13 protein-coding genes and 2 pseudogenes are annotated in these 17,311 nt (G+C 74.7%); 5 read left to right on the forward strand and 10 right to left on the reverse strand.

The genetic code is table 11. From position 1 onward, the window contains the following. Window positions 1-328 (forward strand): annotated as a pseudogene (locus ACFRMQ_RS23000) (ACT domain-containing protein); the annotation flags it as partial. Here the strand turns inward: ACFRMQ_RS23000 and ACFRMQ_RS23005 are convergent. Continuing rightward, window positions 281-1,870, reverse strand: a pseudogene (locus tag ACFRMQ_RS23005) (CTP synthase); the annotation flags it as partial. The pseudogenes ACFRMQ_RS23000 and ACFRMQ_RS23005 sit on opposite strands and share 48 nt — an antisense overlap. Window positions 1,871-2,631: 761 nt before the next feature. On the opposite strand from ACFRMQ_RS23005, the gene ACFRMQ_RS23010 reads away from it, so the two are divergent. After that, window positions 2,632-4,626 carry a glycoside hydrolase family 15 protein gene (locus ACFRMQ_RS23010; RefSeq protein ID WP_380732436.1) on the forward strand — a complete coding sequence of 665 codons (1,995 nt, stop codon included), beginning with the start codon at window positions 2,632-2,634 and terminating at the stop codon, window positions 4,624-4,626. A gap of 60 nt (window positions 4,627-4,686) precedes the next feature. Here ACFRMQ_RS23010 and ACFRMQ_RS23015 read toward each other — a convergent pair whose 3' ends face one another. From ACFRMQ_RS23015 to ACFRMQ_RS23025, 3 genes are all read right to left on the reverse strand, one after another. Next, the gene (locus ACFRMQ_RS23015) at window positions 4,687-5,886 is read right to left on the reverse strand and encodes a glycosyltransferase family 4 protein (protein ID WP_380732437.1); all 1,200 of its coding nucleotides are present in this window, start codon (window positions 5,884-5,886) and stop codon (window positions 4,687-4,689) included. Between the two features lie 164 nt (window positions 5,887-6,050). Continuing rightward, window positions 6,051-7,784 carry a DNA repair protein RecN gene (gene recN, locus ACFRMQ_RS23020; RefSeq protein WP_380732452.1) on the reverse strand — a complete coding sequence of 578 codons (1,734 nt, stop codon included), beginning with the start codon at window positions 7,782-7,784 and terminating at the stop codon, window positions 6,051-6,053. A gap of 88 nt (window positions 7,785-7,872) precedes the next feature. Further along, window positions 7,873-8,577, reverse strand: coding sequence for a YitT family protein (locus tag ACFRMQ_RS23025; RefSeq protein ID WP_380732439.1), 705 nt, complete (start codon window positions 8,575-8,577; stop codon window positions 7,873-7,875). Window positions 8,578-8,708: 131 nt separating this feature from the next. Here ACFRMQ_RS23025 and ACFRMQ_RS23030 point away from each other — a divergent pair, with 131 nt between their 5' ends. Next, window positions 8,709-10,208 carry a PLP-dependent aminotransferase family protein gene (locus ACFRMQ_RS23030; protein ID WP_380732441.1) on the forward strand — a complete coding sequence of 500 codons (1,500 nt, stop codon included), beginning with the start codon at window positions 8,709-8,711 and terminating at the stop codon, window positions 10,206-10,208. 190 nt (window positions 10,209-10,398) lie between these two features. On the opposite strand, the gene ACFRMQ_RS23035 is transcribed toward ACFRMQ_RS23030, so the two are convergent. From ACFRMQ_RS23035 to ACFRMQ_RS23050, 4 genes are all read right to left on the reverse strand, one after another. Further along, complete coding sequence (locus ACFRMQ_RS23035) at window positions 10,399-11,301, reverse strand: NAD kinase (RefSeq protein ID WP_380732442.1); 903 nt, start codon at window positions 11,299-11,301, stop codon at window positions 10,399-10,401. A 93-nt stretch (window positions 11,302-11,394) separates the two neighbouring features. Next, complete coding sequence (locus ACFRMQ_RS23040; RefSeq protein ID WP_380732444.1) at window positions 11,395-12,201, reverse strand: TlyA family RNA methyltransferase; 807 nt, start codon at window positions 12,199-12,201, stop codon at window positions 11,395-11,397. Between the two features lie 36 nt (window positions 12,202-12,237). After that, complete coding sequence (locus tag ACFRMQ_RS23045; RefSeq protein ID WP_380732445.1) at window positions 12,238-12,489, reverse strand: hypothetical protein; 252 nt, start codon at window positions 12,487-12,489, stop codon at window positions 12,238-12,240. Next, window positions 12,473-13,387 carry a hypothetical protein gene (locus tag ACFRMQ_RS23050; RefSeq protein WP_380732447.1) on the reverse strand — a complete coding sequence of 305 codons (915 nt, stop codon included), beginning with the start codon at window positions 13,385-13,387 and terminating at the stop codon, window positions 12,473-12,475. Before ACFRMQ_RS23050 ends, ACFRMQ_RS23045 begins: the two co-directional genes overlap by 17 nt. Window positions 13,388-13,565: 178 nt before the next feature. Between ACFRMQ_RS23050 and ACFRMQ_RS23055 the strand changes: the two genes are divergently transcribed. Beyond that, window positions 13,566-13,913, forward strand: a complete 348-nt coding sequence (locus ACFRMQ_RS23055; RefSeq protein ID WP_380732448.1) for an SCP2 sterol-binding domain-containing protein — start codon at window positions 13,566-13,568, stop codon at window positions 13,911-13,913. An 83-nt stretch (window positions 13,914-13,996) separates the two neighbouring features. Here ACFRMQ_RS23055 and ACFRMQ_RS23060 read toward each other — a convergent pair whose 3' ends face one another. Next, window positions 13,997-15,034, reverse strand: coding sequence for an HAD-IIA family hydrolase (locus tag ACFRMQ_RS23060; protein WP_380732449.1), 1,038 nt, complete (start codon window positions 15,032-15,034; stop codon window positions 13,997-13,999). 159 nt (window positions 15,035-15,193) lie between these two features. Next, window positions 15,194-15,799: a tetratricopeptide repeat protein gene (locus tag ACFRMQ_RS23065; RefSeq protein ID WP_380732450.1), complete on the reverse strand. Its 606-nt coding sequence runs from the start codon at window positions 15,797-15,799 to the stop codon at window positions 15,194-15,196. 93 nt (window positions 15,800-15,892) lie between these two features. On the opposite strand from ACFRMQ_RS23065, the gene ACFRMQ_RS23070 reads away from it, so the two are divergent. Further along, window positions 15,893-17,263 (forward strand): DUF1015 family protein, encoded by a 1,371-nt coding sequence (locus tag ACFRMQ_RS23070; RefSeq protein ID WP_380732451.1) that lies wholly within the window; start codon window positions 15,893-15,895, stop codon window positions 17,261-17,263. Window positions 17,264-17,311 lie beyond the last annotated feature (48 nt).

The following is a 17,311-nucleotide window of genomic DNA, read 5'->3' on the forward strand; positions in this document are numbered from 1 at the left end:
CGCGCAGGAGCGCGGCGTCGAGGTGCGGCTGACCACCAGCTCGGAGTCGCCCGACCACCGCAACGTGGTCACCGTGCGCGGCACGCTGGCCGACGGCGAGGAGATCTCGGTCTCCGGCACGCTGGCCGGGCCCAAGCACCTCCAGAAGATCGTCGCCATCGGCGAGCACGACGTGGACCTCTCCCTCGCCGACCACATGGTCGTCCTGCGGTACGAGGACCGTCCCGGTGTCGTCGGCACCGTCGGCCGCGTCCTCGGCGAGTCCGGTGTCAACATCGCGGGCATGCAGGTCTCGCGGACGGGTCGGGCGGGACTTCAGCTCCGGGTGGGCCTGGGTGGCCACCAGGTAGGGGTGCACCTCGCGCGGGTACTCGACGTACTCGACCAGGTCGCCCTTGGGAGAGAGGCCGGAGAACTGCAGACCGGTCTTCTCCAGGTCCGCGCGGTAGGCGTTGTTGACCTCGTAGCGGTGGCGGTGGCGCTCCTCGACGTACTGCTCGCCGCCGTAGACCTCACGGACGATCGAACCCTCGGCGAGCTTGGCCGGGTACAGGCCCAGGCGCATGGTGCCGCCCAGGTCGCCCTTGCCGTCGACGATCGCCAGCTGCTCGGCCATGGTGGAGACGACCGGGTGCTTGGCGGCGGCGTCGAACTCGGTGGAGTTCGCCTCCGGCAGGCCGGCCAGGTTGCGGGCCGCCTCGATGACCACGCACTGCAGGCCGAGGCACAGGCCCAGCAGCGGGACCTTGTTCTCCCGGGCGTAGGTGATGGCGCCGACCTTGCCGTTGACGCCGCGGTCGCCGAAGCCGCCGGGGATGCAGATCGCGTCGACGTCGCCGAGCTGCGCCTGGGCGCCCTCGGGGGTCTCGCAGTCGTCCGAGGTGACCCACTTGATCTCGACCCGGGCGTTGTTGGCGAAACCGCCGGCGCGCAGCGCCTCGGTCACCGACAGGTAGGCGTCCGGCAGGTCGATGTACTTGCCGACCAGGGCGACCTTGACGATGTGCTGCGGCTCGTGGACGCGGCGCAGCAGGTCGTCCCAGGTGGTCCAGTCGACGTCGCGGAACGGCAGGTCCAGGCGGCGCACCACGTAGGCGTCCAGGCCCTCGCCGTGCAGCACCTTGGGGATGTCGTAGATCGACTTGGCGTCGATGGCCGCGACCACGGCCTCCTCGTCCACGTCGCACATCATCGAGATCTTGCGCTTGATCGCCTTCGGGACCTCGCGGTCGGCGCGCAGCACGATCGCGTCGGGCTGGATGCCGATGTTGCGCAGCGCGGCGACGGAGTGCTGGGTGGGCTTGGTCTTCAGCTCGCCCGAGGGGCCGATGTACGGCAGCAGGGAGACGTGCACGAAGAACACGTTGTCCCGGCCGACCTCGTGGCGGACCTGGCGGACGGCCTCCAGGAACGGCAGCGACTCGATGTCGCCGACGGTGCCGCCGACCTCGGTGATGACGACGTCGACGTCCTCGGTCGCCATCCGGCGGATCCGGGACTTGATCTCGTTGGTGATGTGCGGGATGACCTGGACGGTGTCGCCCAGGTACTCGCCGCGGCGCTCCTTGGCGATCACGGTCGAGTACACCTGGCCGGTGGTGACGTTCGCCGAACCGTGCAGGTTGGTGTCGAGGAAGCGCTCGTAGTGGCCGATGTCCAGGTCGGTCTCGGCGCCGTCGTCGGTGACGAACACCTCACCGTGCTGGAACGGGTTCATGGTGCCCGGGTCCACGTTCAGGTACGGGTCGAGCTTCTGCATCGTCACGCGCAGGCCGCGGGCCTTCAGCAGCGCGCCGAGGCTGGAGGCGGTCAGCCCCTTGCCGAGCGAAGAGGCGACACCCCCGGTGACGAAGAGGTGCTTGGTCGTCACGGCGCGGCCGTTCGCTGCCTTGCCGGAATGGGGCTGTGCCAAGAGGGGGCTCCCGTGGGTCGCGTGTCGAAGAAGACGTGGGCGGGAGCTCGGGGTTCGCCGGGCGACGGGAGGCCGGCTCGGTGCGCGGCGCTCGTTGGTTCGTCGGTTCGGCTGGTCCGGGGCGTTTGATCCCGCCGGTCCACGGGATACCAGGGTAACAGTGACCCGGACCGAACGCCTTTCGGGCCGCGCGCCTCCACACCGGGGGCGTACGCGGGGCGCACAACCGGCGCATCATCCGCCGCACGGGTCACACCGGTCGCACTACCGGCCGGACCGGGCCAGACCCGGGATTCCGTCCGGACCATGGCGGCTCCTCCGGCCGGACCAGCCGGAGGTGATCCTTCCGGGCCATCCTGTGCGATGACCTCGCGATGCACGGCTTTTCCGCCGAATTGCGGCGCCACTCCGGGCTGCGCCCGCGTGCTTCGCCCCTTTCGTCCGTCGTAAGCTGCTCGGACGCATCGCCGACAGCACGAGCACGCGGAGGGCGTGGGAGGGTCAGGACACTCCCGGTCCCCGATGCGCGACCGGACCTCCCCGTAATTCCCGCTCCTCCCCACCCACTCCAGGGGCTCGACCGAGCCCCGCGGACACTCCAGCAAGGCCCGCCACCACCCCCGGCGGGCCGGACGTCCCGGGGTGGACCTCCGGCCCCGCAGACCGCTCGCTCCCTCCGCTCGCCGATGCCCTGACCACATTGCGAACTGGAGATCCACGTGGCCGGCCGTATCGAGGACTACGCACTCATCGGGGACATGCAGACCGCTGCCCTGGTCAGCAGAGACGGAGCGGTGGACTGGCTCTGCCTGCCCCGCTTCGACTCGCCGGCCGTGTTCGCCGGCCTGCTCGGCACCGATGAACACGGCTTCTGGCGGATCGGCCCGGCCGAGGTCCCCGCCCCGGCCCCCGCCGCACCGCCCTCCGCCCCGGGCCGGGCCCGCCCCACCGACACCGCCGACACCGCCGACCTGCGGGTGCCCCCGCCCACCGCCGCCGCCCCCGCCGTGCCCGCCGACCGGCGCCGTTACCGGGGCGACTCACTGATCCTGGAGCAGGAGTGGGACACCCGGGGCGGCACCGTCCGGGTGATCGACTTCATGCCGCCGCGCCCGCTGGCCGGCACGGAGGCCGTCCCCCAGGTGATCCGGATCGTCGAGGGCGTCTCGGGCACCGTGCGGATGCGCTCGGCGCTGCGGATGCGCTTCTCCTACGGCCGCATCGTGCCCTGGGTGCACCGCGTCGAGCAGGCCGACGGCACCCACCGCACCGTCGCCGTGGCCGGACCGGACTCGGTCTGGCTGGACGGCGAGGCCGAGACCTACGGCCGCGACCTCACCACCTACGCCGACTTCACCGTCGGCGCCGGCGAGCGGATCGCCTTCGCCCTCACCTGGCAGGCCTCCCACCTCGACCCGCCCACGGCCCCCGCCGCCGAGGAGATGCTCGACGCCACCGCCGACTTCTGGCACGAGTGGGCCGACCAGTGCACCTACCAGGGCCCCTACCGCGAGGCCGTGATCCGCTCCCTGATCACCCTCAAGGGCCTCACCTACGCCCCCACCGGCGGCATCGTCGCCGCCCCCACCACCTCCCTCCCCGAGGACATCGGCGGCGAGCGCAACTGGGACTACCGCTACACCTGGCTGCGCGACGCCGCCATCACCCTCTCCTCCCTGCTGCGCACCGGCTACCGCGAGGAGGCCCGCGCCTGGCGCGAGTGGCTGCTGCGCGCCGTCGCCGGGGACCCGGAGAACCTCCAGATCATGTACGGCATCGCGGGCGAGCGCGAGCTCACCGAGTCCTCGCTGGACTGGCTGCCCGGCTACGAGGGCTCCCAGCCCGTCCGGGTCGGCAACGGCGCCGCCGGGCAGCTCCAGCTCGACGTCTACGGCGAGGTCGTGGAGGCCCTGCACCTGGCCCACATGACCGGCCTGGTCCGCAACGACCACGCCCACCACCTCCAGCTGCGCCTGATCGAGTACCTGGAGGAGCACTGGCAGGAGCCGGACGAGGGCATCTGGGAGGTCCGCGGCCCGCGCCGGCACTTCGTCCACTCCAAGGTGATGGCCTGGGTCGCCGTCGACCGGACCATCAAGCTGCTGGAGCAGACGCCCGAGGAGGACCCCTCCGACGACCACCTGGAGCGCTGGCGCGAGCTGCGCGCCACCATCCACCGGGACGTCTGCGACAAGGGCTACGACCCGGAGCGCAACACCTTCACCCAGTACTACGGCGGCAAGGAGCTGGACGCCTCGCTGCTGCTGATCCCCCAGGTCGGATTCCTGCCGGCGGACGACAAGCGCGTCATCGGCACCATCGAGGCGATCCAGCGCGAACTGTCCACCGAGGACGGCTTCGTGCTGCGCTACCCGACCCACGACGAGTCCGGGAACAACGTCGACGGCCTCTCCGGCCACGAGGGCGCCTTCCTGGCCTGCTCGTTCTGGCTGGCCGACGACCTCGCCATGATCGGCCGGGTGCAGGAGGCCCGCGAGCTGTTCGACAAGCTGCTCTCGCTGCGCAACGACCTCGGCCTGCTCGCCGAGGAGTGGGACCCGCGGCTCAAGCGCCAGGTCGGCAACTTCCCGCAGGCCTTCAGCCACGTGCCGCTGATCGACACCGCCCTGCGGCTGACCGCCTGCGGCGCCGCGTACCTGTCCGCCCAGCCGGACGGCGCGGCCGCCGACCGGGTCGAGCAGGCCACCGTCTGAGACACGGCTCGGGGGTCGGCCCCACGGATCCCCACCGGAGGCGGCGCGGGCGGGCCCGTCCTACCCGCGCTGCACCAGCTCGTCGTAGGTGCTGAGCACCTGGGCGACGGTGGCGGCCTCGTCCGGCCAGGTCTCGGCCTGCTGCCGGCCGGCCGCCACCAGCCGCTCGCGCCGGGCCGGGTCGGCCAGCAGGGCGCGCACCGCGCGGCCGAGGGCCGCCGGGTCCCCGGGGGGCACCAGGACGGCGGCGTCGCCGACCAGTTCGGGGATGCCGCCGACGGCGGTGGCGACCACCGGCACACCGGCCCGCATCGCCTCCTGCACCACCAGCGAGCGGGCCTCCCAGCGGCTGGAGAGCACCACCAGGTCGGCGGCGGCCAGCAGGTCGGGCACGTCGGTGCGGTAGCCGAGCAGCCGCACCGGCAGCTTCTCGGCGGCGGCCCGCTCGCGCAGCGCGCCCGCCTCCGGGCCGTCCCCGGCCAGCAGCACGAGCGGTTGCGGGTCCAGCGTGGCAAGCTCCCGGGTGGCGTCCAGCAGCAGCCCGAACGCCTTCTGCGGGACGAGCCGGCCCACCGCCAGCACCAGCGGACGGTCGACGCCGCCGCCGTGACCGCCCCCGCCCGCGCCGAGCAGCTCGGCGCGCGCCTCGGCGCGGCCCAGCCGCCCCTCGGGCATCGGCGGGGCGGCCACCGGGCCCAGCCGGGCGTCGGTGGCGCCCAGTTCGCGGGCCCGGGCGACCAGGTCGGAGGAGGCGCCGAGGACCAGGTCGGCGGCGCGCGCCACCCGGCGCTCCATCAGCCGTTGCAGCCGACGCTCCATGCCGGTGGCCAGCAGCGCGTGGTGCGAGGTGACCACCAGCGGGGTCTCCGGGCGCAGGCCCGGGAAGCGGCCTGCGGTGCGCAGCGCGAGGTCGGACAGCAGCCCGGCGCGCAGCCCGTGGGCGTGCACCACGTCGGCGCCGGTGAAGGCCCGGCGCAGCTCGCCGATCGCGGTGGCGTCGCTGCGGGCGCCCGCGGTGGGGGTGATGTCGACGGTGTGGAACCTGGCTCCCGTACGGGAGAAGCCGAACAGCGCGTCCGTGCCGGCCGGCGCGCAGACCGTGACGGTCACTCCGTGCGCGACCAGGCCCTGGGCCAGGGAACGCACGTGCGCGCCGATGCCGCCGGTGCTGGCGGCCAGGACGAGTACCACGTGCAGCTGCCCCGGTTCGGGGACGGCCGCGGTGGCCCGGGCGGCGGAATGGTCCACGTCGTCTCGCATCCGACTCGATCAGGTTCGCGCGCCGCCACGCGAGGATTGCCCGCTACGGCGCTCGGGGCTGGGAAGCCAGTGTCCAGCCGCCACCATGCCAGGTCGGCGGCCCTCTTGGACAGTCGGCGCCACCGGGGGCGCGTCGCCGACCTCCGCGGGGCCGCCGGCGCCGGCTACCGCCGGCGCGGGGCCCGGGCGGCGGCCAGCAGTTCCTCGGCGTGGGCGCGGCCCAGCTCCGAGTCCTCCAGGCCGGCCAGCATCCGGGAGAGTTCGCGTACCCGCTCCTCGTCGTTCAGCACCTTGACCCCACTGCGGGTCACCGTGCCGTCGTGGGTCTTCTCCACCACCAGGTGCCGGTCGGCGAACGCGGCGACCTGCGGGAGGTGGGTGACCACCACGACCTGGGCGGACTCGGCCAGCTTGGCCAGCCGACGGCCGATCTCCACCGCGGCCTTCCCCCCGACGCCCGCGTCCACCTCGTCGAACAGATAGGTGGGAACGGGGTCGGCGCCCGCGAAGACCACCTCGACGGCGAGCATCACGCGGGACAGCTCACCGCCGGAGGCACCCTTGGCGATCGGGCGGGGCTGGGCGCCCGGGTGCGGGGCGAGCAGCACCTCGACCTCGTCCACGCCGTGTGGACCGTACGCGACGGTGCGCCCGTCGACCTCGATCCCGGCCAGGTCGTCGACCTGACTGATCGAGAAGGTCACCCGGGCGTGCGGCATGGCCAGCTCGGCGAGTTCGGCGGAGACCGCCCCGGCGAACCGTCCGGCCGCGGCGCCACGGGCCCGCGACACCTCGGCGGCGAGTTCGGCCAGCTCGGCCCGCAGCTCGGTCTCCCGGGCGCCGAGCTCGTCGATCCGGTCGTCGTCGCCGTCGAGCTCGGCGAGCCGTGCCGCGCCGGCCTCGGCCCAGGCGATCACCTCGGCGAGGGAGTTCTCCTCGCCGCCGTACTTGCGCAGCAACTGGGCCAGCACGGCCCGGCGGTCCTCGACGGCGGCCAGCCGGACCGGGTCGGCGTCCAGGTCGTCGGCGTAGCCGGCCAGGTCCCCGGCCACGTCGGCGAGCAGGTAGCCGACCTCGTTGAGGCGGTCGGCCAGGGCGGCGAGGCGCTCGTCGTGGTGGCGCACGGCGTCCAGTGCGCGGCGGGACTGGCCGAGCAGGGTGCCCGCGTCCAGCGCCTCCGGGTCGGCCGGGTCGCCGGCCAGGGCGGCGTGGGCGAGGGTCGCGGCGGAGGACAGCGCGTCGGCGTGCCCGAGCCGCTCGGCCTCGGCGGCCAGTTCCACGTCCTCGCCGGCCACCGGCTCGGCGGCGGCGATCTCGTCCAGGCCGAAGCGCAGCAGGTCGGCCTCCTGGGCGCGCTCGCGGGCCCGGGTGGTCAGCTCCTCCAGGGTCGCGGAGACCTCGCGCAGGGTGCGGTAGGTCTCCCGGTAGCGGGCCAGCGGCTCGGCCACCGAGGCGCCCGCGTACCGGTCCAGCGCGCCGCGCTGGCGGGCCGGGCGCAACAGGCGCTGCTGGTCGGTCTGGCCGTGCACGGCGATCAGGTCCTCGCCGAGCTCGGCGAGCAGGCCGACCGGCACGGACCGGCCGCCGACGTGCGCCCGGGAGCGGCCCTCGGCGGACACGGTCCGGCTGATCAGCAGCGCTCCGTCGTCCAGTTCGGCCCCGGCCTCGATCGCGCGGGCCGCCGCCGGGGAGCCGGCGGGCAGTTCCAGCCGGCCCTCCACGACGGCGCGTCCGGTGCCGTTGCGCACCAGGCCCGGGTCGGCGCGCCCGCCGAGCAGCAGGCCCAGGCTGGTCACGACCATCGTCTTGCCGGCGCCGGTCTCACCGGTCACGGCGGTGAAGCCGGGGGCGAGTTCGACCACCGCGTCGTCGATGACCCCAAGATCCCGTATCCGCATCTCGTCCAACACGGAGACGACCTTACGAGGTTCCGCCCCCGGCGCGCGACGAGCGACAACGGCGCGCGGCAACTCCGTGCCCGGAAGTTCATTCCTTCCGGGTGTCCCCGGCGGGCCCCGGCACGGTGCACCAGCGCAGGAAGAACTGCGCCATCGGGCCGATGGCCAGCGCGTACGCGACGGTGCCGACCCCGGCGGTGCCGCCGAGCAGCAGGCCGACGGTGAGGACCGTCACCTCGATGCCGGTGCGCAGCAGCCGCAGCGAGCGACCGGTGCGCCGGTGCAGGCCGGTCATCAGGCCGTCGCGCGGGCCGGGGCCGAGCCGGGCGCCGATGTAGAGGCCGGTGGCCAGGCCGTTGAGGGCGATCGCCGCGGCGGACATCGCGATCCGGGCGGGCAGGGCGCCGGGGCCGCCGACGAACCGCAGGGTGAGGTCCATGGCCGCGCCGATCACCAGCACGTTGGCGACGGTGCCCAGGCCCGGGCGCTGGCGCATCGGGATCCACAGCAGCAGGACGAGGGCGCCGCAGATCGTCACCCAGGCGCCGACCGACAGTCCGACGCTGCGTTGCAGGCCCTGGTGCAGGACGTCCCAGGGGTCGAGGCCGAGGCCGGAGCGGAGCATCAGCGCCATGCTGGCCCCGTACAGGGCGAGGCCGACGAACAGTTGGGGGATCCGGCGGCCCAGGGCGTGGGTGTCGCCGAACACCCGGACGGCGAGGCCGGGTCCCCCGGCGGCGGCGGGGGCGGGTCCGGTGGCGGTGGCTGGTCCTGGTGTGGTCGTGGTGGCCACGGCTGCTCCTGCGGTGGTGCTGCACCACCGGGGCACCCGGTGGTGGCGGCCGGCATGGCCGCCCTGCCATGATGGCCAGGCCAAAGTGGCTCACTCCAGGGCCAATTCCGAACAAGTGGACTGATTCAGCCATGGTCGACTGGCACACCACCGTCACCCCGCCCGCACTGGCGCGACTGCTCACCACCGCCCGGCTCCCCGAGCCGGCCACCGCCCGCCGCCCCGCCTACCGCACGCTGGCCGGGCAGATCCGGCTGCTGGTCACCGAGGGCCGGCTGCCGGTCGGCGCCCGGCTGCCCGCCGAACGCGAACTGGCCACCGCCCTCGCGATGAGCCGCACCACGGTCGCCACCGCGTACGAGACCCTGCGCGCCGACGGCTACCTGCGCAGCCGACGCGGCTCGGGCAGCTGGACCACCCTGCCCGAGGGCTCCCCACCGCCCGGCGAGGCACTGCACCCCGTCCCGCCCGACGAACAGGGCCGCATCCTGGACCTCGGCGTCGCCGCCCCGCCCGCCGCCCAGCCCTGGGTCGGCCTGGCCGCCGCCCGGGCCGTCGAACAGCTGCCGTACTACACCGCCGGACACGGCCACTACCCCACCGGCGTCCCGGTGCTGCGCGAGGCCGTCGCCCGCCGCTTCACCGAACGCGGACTGCCCACCACCCCCGACCAGATCCTGATCACCACCGGCGCCATGGGCGGCCTGCACCTGCTCCAGCGGACGCTGATCGGCCGCGGCGACCGGGTCGCCGTCGAGGCTCCCAGCTACGCGAACACCCTCCAGGCGCTGCGGCTCACCGGCGCGCGCCTGGTCCCGGTGCCGTACGCCTGGACACCGCGGCCCGCCTGGGACCTCGACGAGTGGCGCCGGGTGCTGCGCGGCGCCGCCCCCAAGGTCGCCTACGTGATCCCTGACTTCCACAACCCCACCGGGGCACTGATCGACGAGGAGCAGCGCCGCCTGCTGCTGGCCGCCGCCCGGGCCGCCGGGAGCATCGTGCTCGCCGACGAGACCACCGCCGAACTCGACTGGGGCGTACCGCCCTCCACGACGCTGCCGCGCCCGATGGCCGCGCTGGACCGCTCCGCCCAGGTGGTCACCGTCGGCTCCGCGGGCAAGCTGCTCTGGGGCGGCCTGCGGATCGGCTGGGTCCGGGCCGCGCCCGCGCTGGTGCGCCGGCTGGCCACCGAGCGGGTCTACAGCGACGTCGGCACCCCGGTGCTGGACCAGCTGATCGCCGCCGAGCTGCTGGGCGAACCGCTGTCCGACGTCCGGGAGCACCAGCTGTCCCGGCTGCGCGCCACCGCCCGGGCCTTCGCCACCGCGCTGCCCGAGCGGCTGCCCGCGTGGAGCTTCACGACGCCGCCCGGCGGGCTCTCGCTCTGGGTCTCCACCGACGGCCTCTCCGGCGCGGCACTGGCCCGGGCCGGGGAGCGCGGCGGGGTCCGGATCGCCTCGGGCAACCGCTTCGGCACGGACGGCGCCTTCGAGCAACACATCCGCATCCCGCTCACCGTGCCCGCCGCGACCGTCCCCGCCGCCGTCGAACGCCTCGCCGCGCTGGCCGCCCACGCGGCGTCCGGCGGGCGGCTCGAACCGGCCGACGAGGCCCAGCCACTGGCGGTCTGACGATCCGCCGGCCGGGGGCGCGAGAACCTCGCTCCGAGTCACGCCCCCGGCGGACGGCCGAACACCCTTGGCGCGCGGCCGGCTTCGGACACGCGTTCCAGCAGCGGTCGGCCGTGCCGACGCCGCCCGCTGCGCCGTGCCGGTCTGCCGGGCTGATGCCGGTCTGCCGGGCTGATGCCGGCCGGCCCGGCTAGCCGTGGTCCGCCCGGCCGCGCCAACCCGTCACCGGCAGCGCGAACTTGGCCACCAGCCGGTCGGTGAACGGCGCCCGGTGCAGTCTGGCCAGCCGCACCGGGGTCCGGCCCCGACGCACCTCCACCCGCGCCCCGGCGGGCAGTTCGACCGAGCGCCGTCCGTCGCACCACAGCACCCCGTGCGGGGTCTTGGGCTGCACCTCGACCGCCAGCACCGACTCCGGCGACGTCACCAGCGGACGGGCGAACAGCGCGTGCGCGGAGATCGGCACCATCAACAGCGCCTCCACCTCCGGCCACACCACCGGCCCACCACCGGAGAACGCGTACGCCGTGGAACCGGTCGGCGTCGCGCACACCACACCGTCACAGCCGAAGTTGGAGACCGGACGGCCGTCCACCTCGGTCACCACCTCCAGCATCCGCTCCCGGGACGCCTTCTCGATCGAGGCCTCGTTCAGCGCCCAGTCCTCGTGCACCACATCACCGTTGGTGCGGACGATGACGTCGATCGTCATCCGCTCCTCGACCTCGTAGTCGGCGTCCACCACCCGCTCGACCACCACCGCCAGGTCGTCCCGCTCGGCCTCGGCGAGGAAACCCACCCGGCCCAGGTTGATCCCGAGCATCGGCAGCCCGTGCGAGCGCGCCAGCTCCGCTCCGCGCAGCAGCGTCCCGTCGCCACCGGCCACCAGGATCAGCTCACAGCCGTCCGCCGCCCCGGGGCCCTCGGCCACCTTCTCGACGCCTTCCGGCAGGTCCAGGTCCACCGCCTCAGCTTCCAGCAATCTGATCCGGAGCCCCGACTTCAGCAGCCCGTGCACCAGGGCCTCGACGCTGCGCAGCGCCGTCTCCCGGCCGGTGTGCGCGATCAGGAAGACCGTACGTTCTCCACTCATGCCGCTGCCCTCTCCCTAACGCCTGCCGGGTCGCTTTCGGCCCCGGTGCGGCCGCGCCATACAACATGACGCGCCGGACGCCCGCAAGGCACCCTACCGGGGCCCCTCGGCCACGGCCCGATCCGCGTCCGCGGGGTCCAGCGGCGGAGCGTCCCGACGCAGCCAGAGGAAGTACTCGACGTTGCCGGACGGTCCCGGCAGGGGGCTCGCGGTGACCGCGCGCACGCCCAGCCCGAGCTCCCACGCCTGCCCGGCGACCCGGCGCACCATCTCGGCGCGCAGCTCCGGGCTGCGCACCACACCGCCGCTGCCCAGACGCTCCTTGCCGATCTCGAACTGGGGCTTGACCATCAGCACCAGGTCCGCTTCCTCGGCGGCGCAGGACGCGAGGGCCGGGAGCACCAGGCCCAGCGAGATGAACGACAGGTCGCCCACCACCAGGTCCACCGGGGTGCCACCGATCACGTCGAGGGTCAGCTCGCGCACGTTGGTGCGGTCCATCACGGTGACCCGCTCGTCGCTCTGCAACGACCACGCGAGCTGCCCGTAGCCGACGTCCACCGCCAGCACGTGCGCGGCCCCGGCCCGCAGCAGCACGTCGGTGAAGCCGCCGGTGGAGGCGCCCGCGTCCAGCGCCCGGCGGCCCTCGACCACCAGGCCCCGCGGCACGAACGCCGCGAACGCCCCGGCGAGCTTGTGGCCGCCGCGCGAAACGTAGTCCGGGTCGTTCTCGTCCTTGGCCACCACGACCGCCGCCGAGGTCTCCACCTGGGTGGCCGGCTTGGTCGCGGTGGTGCCGCCGACGGTCACCCGCCCGGCCGCGATCAGCTCGGACGCGTGCTCACGCGACCGGGCCAGCTTGCGACGGACCAGTTCCGCGTCGAGTCGACGTCGTGCCACTGCCACTGGTGTTTCAGCTCCTACGGGTCCTACGGATCATTCCTGGTCGAGCGCGGCCAGTGTGTCGACGAGCCGCTGGTGAACATCTTCGTACACCGCGACGTGCGCCTCCGCCGGGACCCCGTCCAAAGCCGCCAGCCGGGCCAGCCCGGCGTCCACCCCGGGATGGCCGGTGAGGTCCGGCTCGACGCCCAGGGGTTCGGCCCGCACGGGCGGTGCGGGCAGCGAGACCGGCGCGTGCGGCTCAGCCGCCCCGGCGGCCCCCCGTGGCTCACTCGTCTCCGGCATCGGGCTTCTTCGTACTGGCGGCCTTGCGGACGGTGGTCTTCTTGGTCGCCGTCCGCTTCGCGGCGGTCCGGGGCCGGTCGGCCGCCTCGGGGCGGGCCCCGGGCTGGGCGTCCGCCGGCTTGCCGGTCGCGCTCTTCCGGACGGTCGTCGTCTTCTTCGCGGCCTTCTTGGCCGTCGTCTTCTTGGCCGTCGTCTTCTTGGCCGTCGTCTTCTTGGCCGTCGTCTTCTTGGCGGCCTTCTCGGCGGTCGCCTTCTCGGCCACCGCCTTCCCGGCCGCGCCCTTCGCCGCGGGCTTCCCGGCCGATCCGGCCGCACTCTCGACGGCGGCCTCCTCCTGCCGCACCAGGGCGGCCGCGGACACCGACGAGACGGGCGGAACCGGCACGACGGGCGCGACGGGCGGGACCGGAGGATCGACCTCGACCGGCTCGTCCACCTCCACCCGCTCGGCGACTATCGGCTCACCCACCGACCGCTCGTCCTCGAACTCCCAGCCGCGCCCGAACAGGTCACCGGCCCGCGGCGCCGGCACCGGCTCCTCGGCCTCCTCCGGCTCCGCCCCGCGCCTCGCCGCCGGAGCCTCCTCCTCGACCTCGCGCAGCTTGGTCTCCAGGTACGCCAGCACCACACCGACCTTGGTCACCTGGTCGCCGACCCGCTCGAAGACCTTCTCCACCTCGCCGCGCGCCACCCCGACCGCCAGGTCCACCCCGGCCCGCCCCGCGGTGACCGCCTCCCCGGCCAGGGTCTGCAGGGTCTCCACCGACGGCGGGAACTCGCCGCCCAGCCGACGCTCGACCTCGGTGACGTCGACCCCGGCCCGCTCCAGGATCGAGGCCGCCGCCCCGACGACCCGCTTGCCGACCTCCTCGACCACCCCGGCCGCGGTCTCCACCACTCCCCGAACCGTCCTCGACAGCATCCGGGTGCCTCCCAATCGCCTACGCGCGTCGCTCCGTCGCCCTCAGTACCCGAGCGTTTTCCGGGCACCCCACGGACGACGCTACCGCCAAAACCGCCCTGAGGTACCGTGGCCCGCAGTCAGCACCGTAGCGACCGGGGGAGGGAGCCGCCCCGTGGCGAACGCCGAGGAGTGCCGGGAGGCACTGGAGCAGCTCAGCCGGAACATGGCGAAGTCCACCGGCGACGTCCGCAAGGCCGCGGCCCTCGACCGCTCGCTCAGCTGCCGGATCACCGACCTCGACCTGACCTTCACCGGGCGGCTGCGCGACGGCCGGATCCAGGACGTGACGACCGCCCCCGGCGCTCCCGTCGAGAAGGCGGAGATCCGGCTCGCCATGAGCAGCGACGACCTGGTCGCGCTGGTCGACGGCCGGCTCGACTTCGCCTCCGCGTGGGCCCGCGGCCGGGTGAAGCTGGAGGCGGGCTTCCGCGACCTGCTACGGCTGCGCACCCTGCTCTGAACCCGGCCGCCGCGGGCCCGCCGCGTCGTCCGCCCCGGTGCCGGGCCGGCGCCGTCGGCCGGCCCGGCACCGTCGGCCGCCCCTCAGAACCCCAGGTCGGCCAACGCCTTCCGGCCGTCCACCGGCGCGCCGCCCGCGTCCAGCACCGCCCACGCCGCCGCGCACAGCGCCCGCAGGCCGTCCCAGCGGTCCCCGGCCCCGGAGAGCCCGAGCACACCCGCCTCGACTCCGGCGACCCAGCCGCCGCACGCGAAGCCGCCGTCCGCGGCCGTCACCGCCGGGTGCGGGACGAGCAGGCCGCGCAGGTCCGCCGCCAGGTAGGTCGGCCGGTGCTCGACCGGGGCCGCCAGCAGCAGCTCCGGAGTGGTCACCCCGGTGAACACCAGCAGACTGTCCACCCCGCCGTTGAACGCGCCCTCGATGTCGGTGTCCAGCCGGTCCCCGACCACGAGCGGCCGCTCGGCGCCGGTACGCAGCACGGTCTCCCGGTGCATCGGCGGCAGCGGCTTGCCCGCCACCTCCGGCTCCACCCCCGTCGCCTCCCGCACCGCCGCCACCAGGGTGCCGTTGCCGGGCGCGATGCCACGGGCCCTCGGCACCGTCAGGTCCAGGTTGGACGCCACCCACGGCAGACCGCTCTGCACCGCGTACGAGGCCTCCGCCAGGTCCGCCCACCCCACCGAGGGGTCGAAGCCCTGGACCACCGCGAGCGGCCCGTCCGCCAGCGAGCGGACCGCGACCAGCCCCAGCTCGGCCAGTGCCTCCTCCAGCCCTGGACCGCCCACGACCAGCACCTTCGATCCGGCCGGCACCTTCTCGGCGACCAGCCGGGCGGCGGCCTGGGCCGAGTTGATCACGTCGGACGGCTCGGCCGGGACGCCCAGCTCGGTCAGGTGCTCGGCCACCACGCGCGGCGGCCGGGAGGCGTTGTTGGTCACGTACGCGAGCCGCATCCCGGCCGTCCGGGCCGCGTCCAGCGCGTCCACCGCGTGCTCGATCGCGTGCGCGCCCGCGTAGACCACGCCGTCCAGGTCCAGCAGCGCGGTGTCGTACGCGTCGGTCAGCGGACGCTCGCTCCCGCCGGGGGCGGTCCGTCGCACGGGGGTGCCCGTCTGGGTCATGGCTGCGCTACCTCATTCACTGCGTCGTCTTCGTACACTGTGTCGTCGTTGTCGTCGCCCTGCACCGCGTCGTCCGTCACCTCGTCCGTGACCCACCGCGTCGTGCGTCACGGCGTCCGCCCCCGGTCGGGCGACACCATCCGTCCGACGCCGTCCCGGTCAGACGCCGTCGTCGGCCCCACTGCCGCCGGCGGAGCCGGAGCCGTCCGGCGCCCCCGCGTCCGGCTCCTCGGCACCCACCGGGGGTGCCAGGTAACCGGGTGCTCCCGGCAGCAGCGGGCCGTACGCCCCGGCGCGGGCCGCCAGGGTCGCCCGGGTCTGCCGCAGCGCCTGCCGGTAGTGATCGGCCTCCGGGCGCATCGCCACGGCCAGCGCCAGGTGCTCGGCGGAGGTCTCGAAGTCGCCCAGCCGGGCGGCCGCGACACCCCACCCGAACTGAGCGTAGTCGTCCGCCGGGTCGGCCATCGCCACGGCCCGGAAGTTCTCCAGCGCCGCCGCGTACGAACCCGCGTCGAACTGGGCCCGCGCCAGCGCCTCCCGGACGCTGCGCGAGTGCGGCTCGGCCGCCGCCGCCCGGGCCAGCAACTGCTCGGCGGCCCCGGGATGCCCCTGCGCCAGCAGCCGCGCTCCCCGGCGGAACCAGTCGTACACGTCGCCGACGGGCTCCCCGGAACGGCTCTGCCGCGGCACCCCGCCTTCCGCCGGGTCCACTGCCGGGCCGTCGCCCGCGGCACCGCCGCCCACCCGTTCCTGCCCGTCGTCCATGCCGTACCTCGCCCTCGGTCGTGCACCCGTGCCCGCCGCTCGGCACGGGCGTTCCGATCTCTCAACAACGCGTACCCGGTTACGATGCCCAGAATGAGCACACCCAGTGCAGAAGACGGAGTCGAGACTCCCGAGGGCGGCCCCGGCGATCCCGGGCACGTCGCCACCGCCGGCCTGTCCCTGTCCCCGTTCCGCGGCCTGCGCTACGTCCCTGACCGGGTCGGCACCCTCGCCGCGGTGATGTCCCCGCCGTACGACGTCGTCGACCCGGGCCGCCGGCTCGACCTGGAGACCGCCGACCCGCACAACGTGGTCCGGCTGATCCTGCCCAGGCCCGAACCCGAGGACGCCGGCGACCGCCCCGACCGCGACACCCGCTACCGGCACGCCGCCCGGCTGCTGGCCGCCTGGCAGCGCGAAGGCGTCCTCGCCGCCGACCCCGAGCCCGCGCTCTACGTCTACGAGCAGCGGGTACCGGCCACCGCCGACTCCCCCGAAGTGCTCCAGCGCGGCCTGATCGGCGCCCTCGCGGTGAGCGGGCGCGAGGGCGGCGTGGTCCTCCCCCACGAGGACGTGATGCCGAGGCCGGTCGCCGACCGGGTCGGCCTGATGCGCACCACCCGGGCCAACCTGGAACCGCTGCTGCTCACCTACCGGGGCGACGGCGGCGCCTCCGGCGTGATCGAGCGGACGGTCGAGGGACGGCCGCTGCTCTCCACCGCCACCAGCGACGGCACCCACCACCGCCTGTGGGCGGTCACCGACCCGGCCGGGATCGCCGAGATCAGCCGCGACCTCTCCACCTGCCGCGCCCTGATCGCCGACGGCCACCACCGCTGGGAGATGTACCTGCGCCTCCAGCGCGAGCACCGCCACCTGCCGCGCAGCCCGTGGGACCGCGGCATGGTGCTCCTGGTGGACACCGCCCGCTACCCGCTGCGGGTCCGCGCCATCCACCGCGTGCTGTACCGGCTCCCGGTGGCCCGGGCGCTGGAACGACTCGGCGACCAGTGGAAGGTCAAGGAGGTCCCGGGCCCGCTGCCCGCCGCGCTCCAGGCGCTCGCCGAGCAGAAGCGACACGGCGGCAACGGCTTCGTGCTCACCGGCGGCGACGGCGTCTACTGGCTGCTCGGCGAGCCCGAGGAGTCCCTGCTCGACGCGACCGTGCCGCACGGCCGGCCCGAGGAATGGCGCCACCTGGACGCCACCGTCCTGCACGCCACCCTGCTGGACCGCACCTGGCACGTCCCCGACGGCCCGGACGACATCGGCTACCTGCACACCGCCGTGGCCGCCGAGCAGGAGGCCGCCCGCACCGGCGGCACCGCGGTCCTGCTCCACCCGGTCCGGGAGTCCGTGGTCCGACGGCTCGCCGAACAGGGCGTCACCATGCCGCGCAAGTCCACCTCCTTCGGACCGAAGCCGGCCACCGGGCTGGTACTGCGCAACCTCGCGCTGGGCTGACCCGAACGCGGGCCCGGACGCCGTGAGGCCCTGCCGTTCCCGGATCTC

The organism is Kitasatospora sp. NPDC056783, from assembly GCF_042789895.1.
GTDB lineage: Bacteria > Actinomycetota > Actinomycetes > Streptomycetales > Streptomycetaceae > Kitasatospora.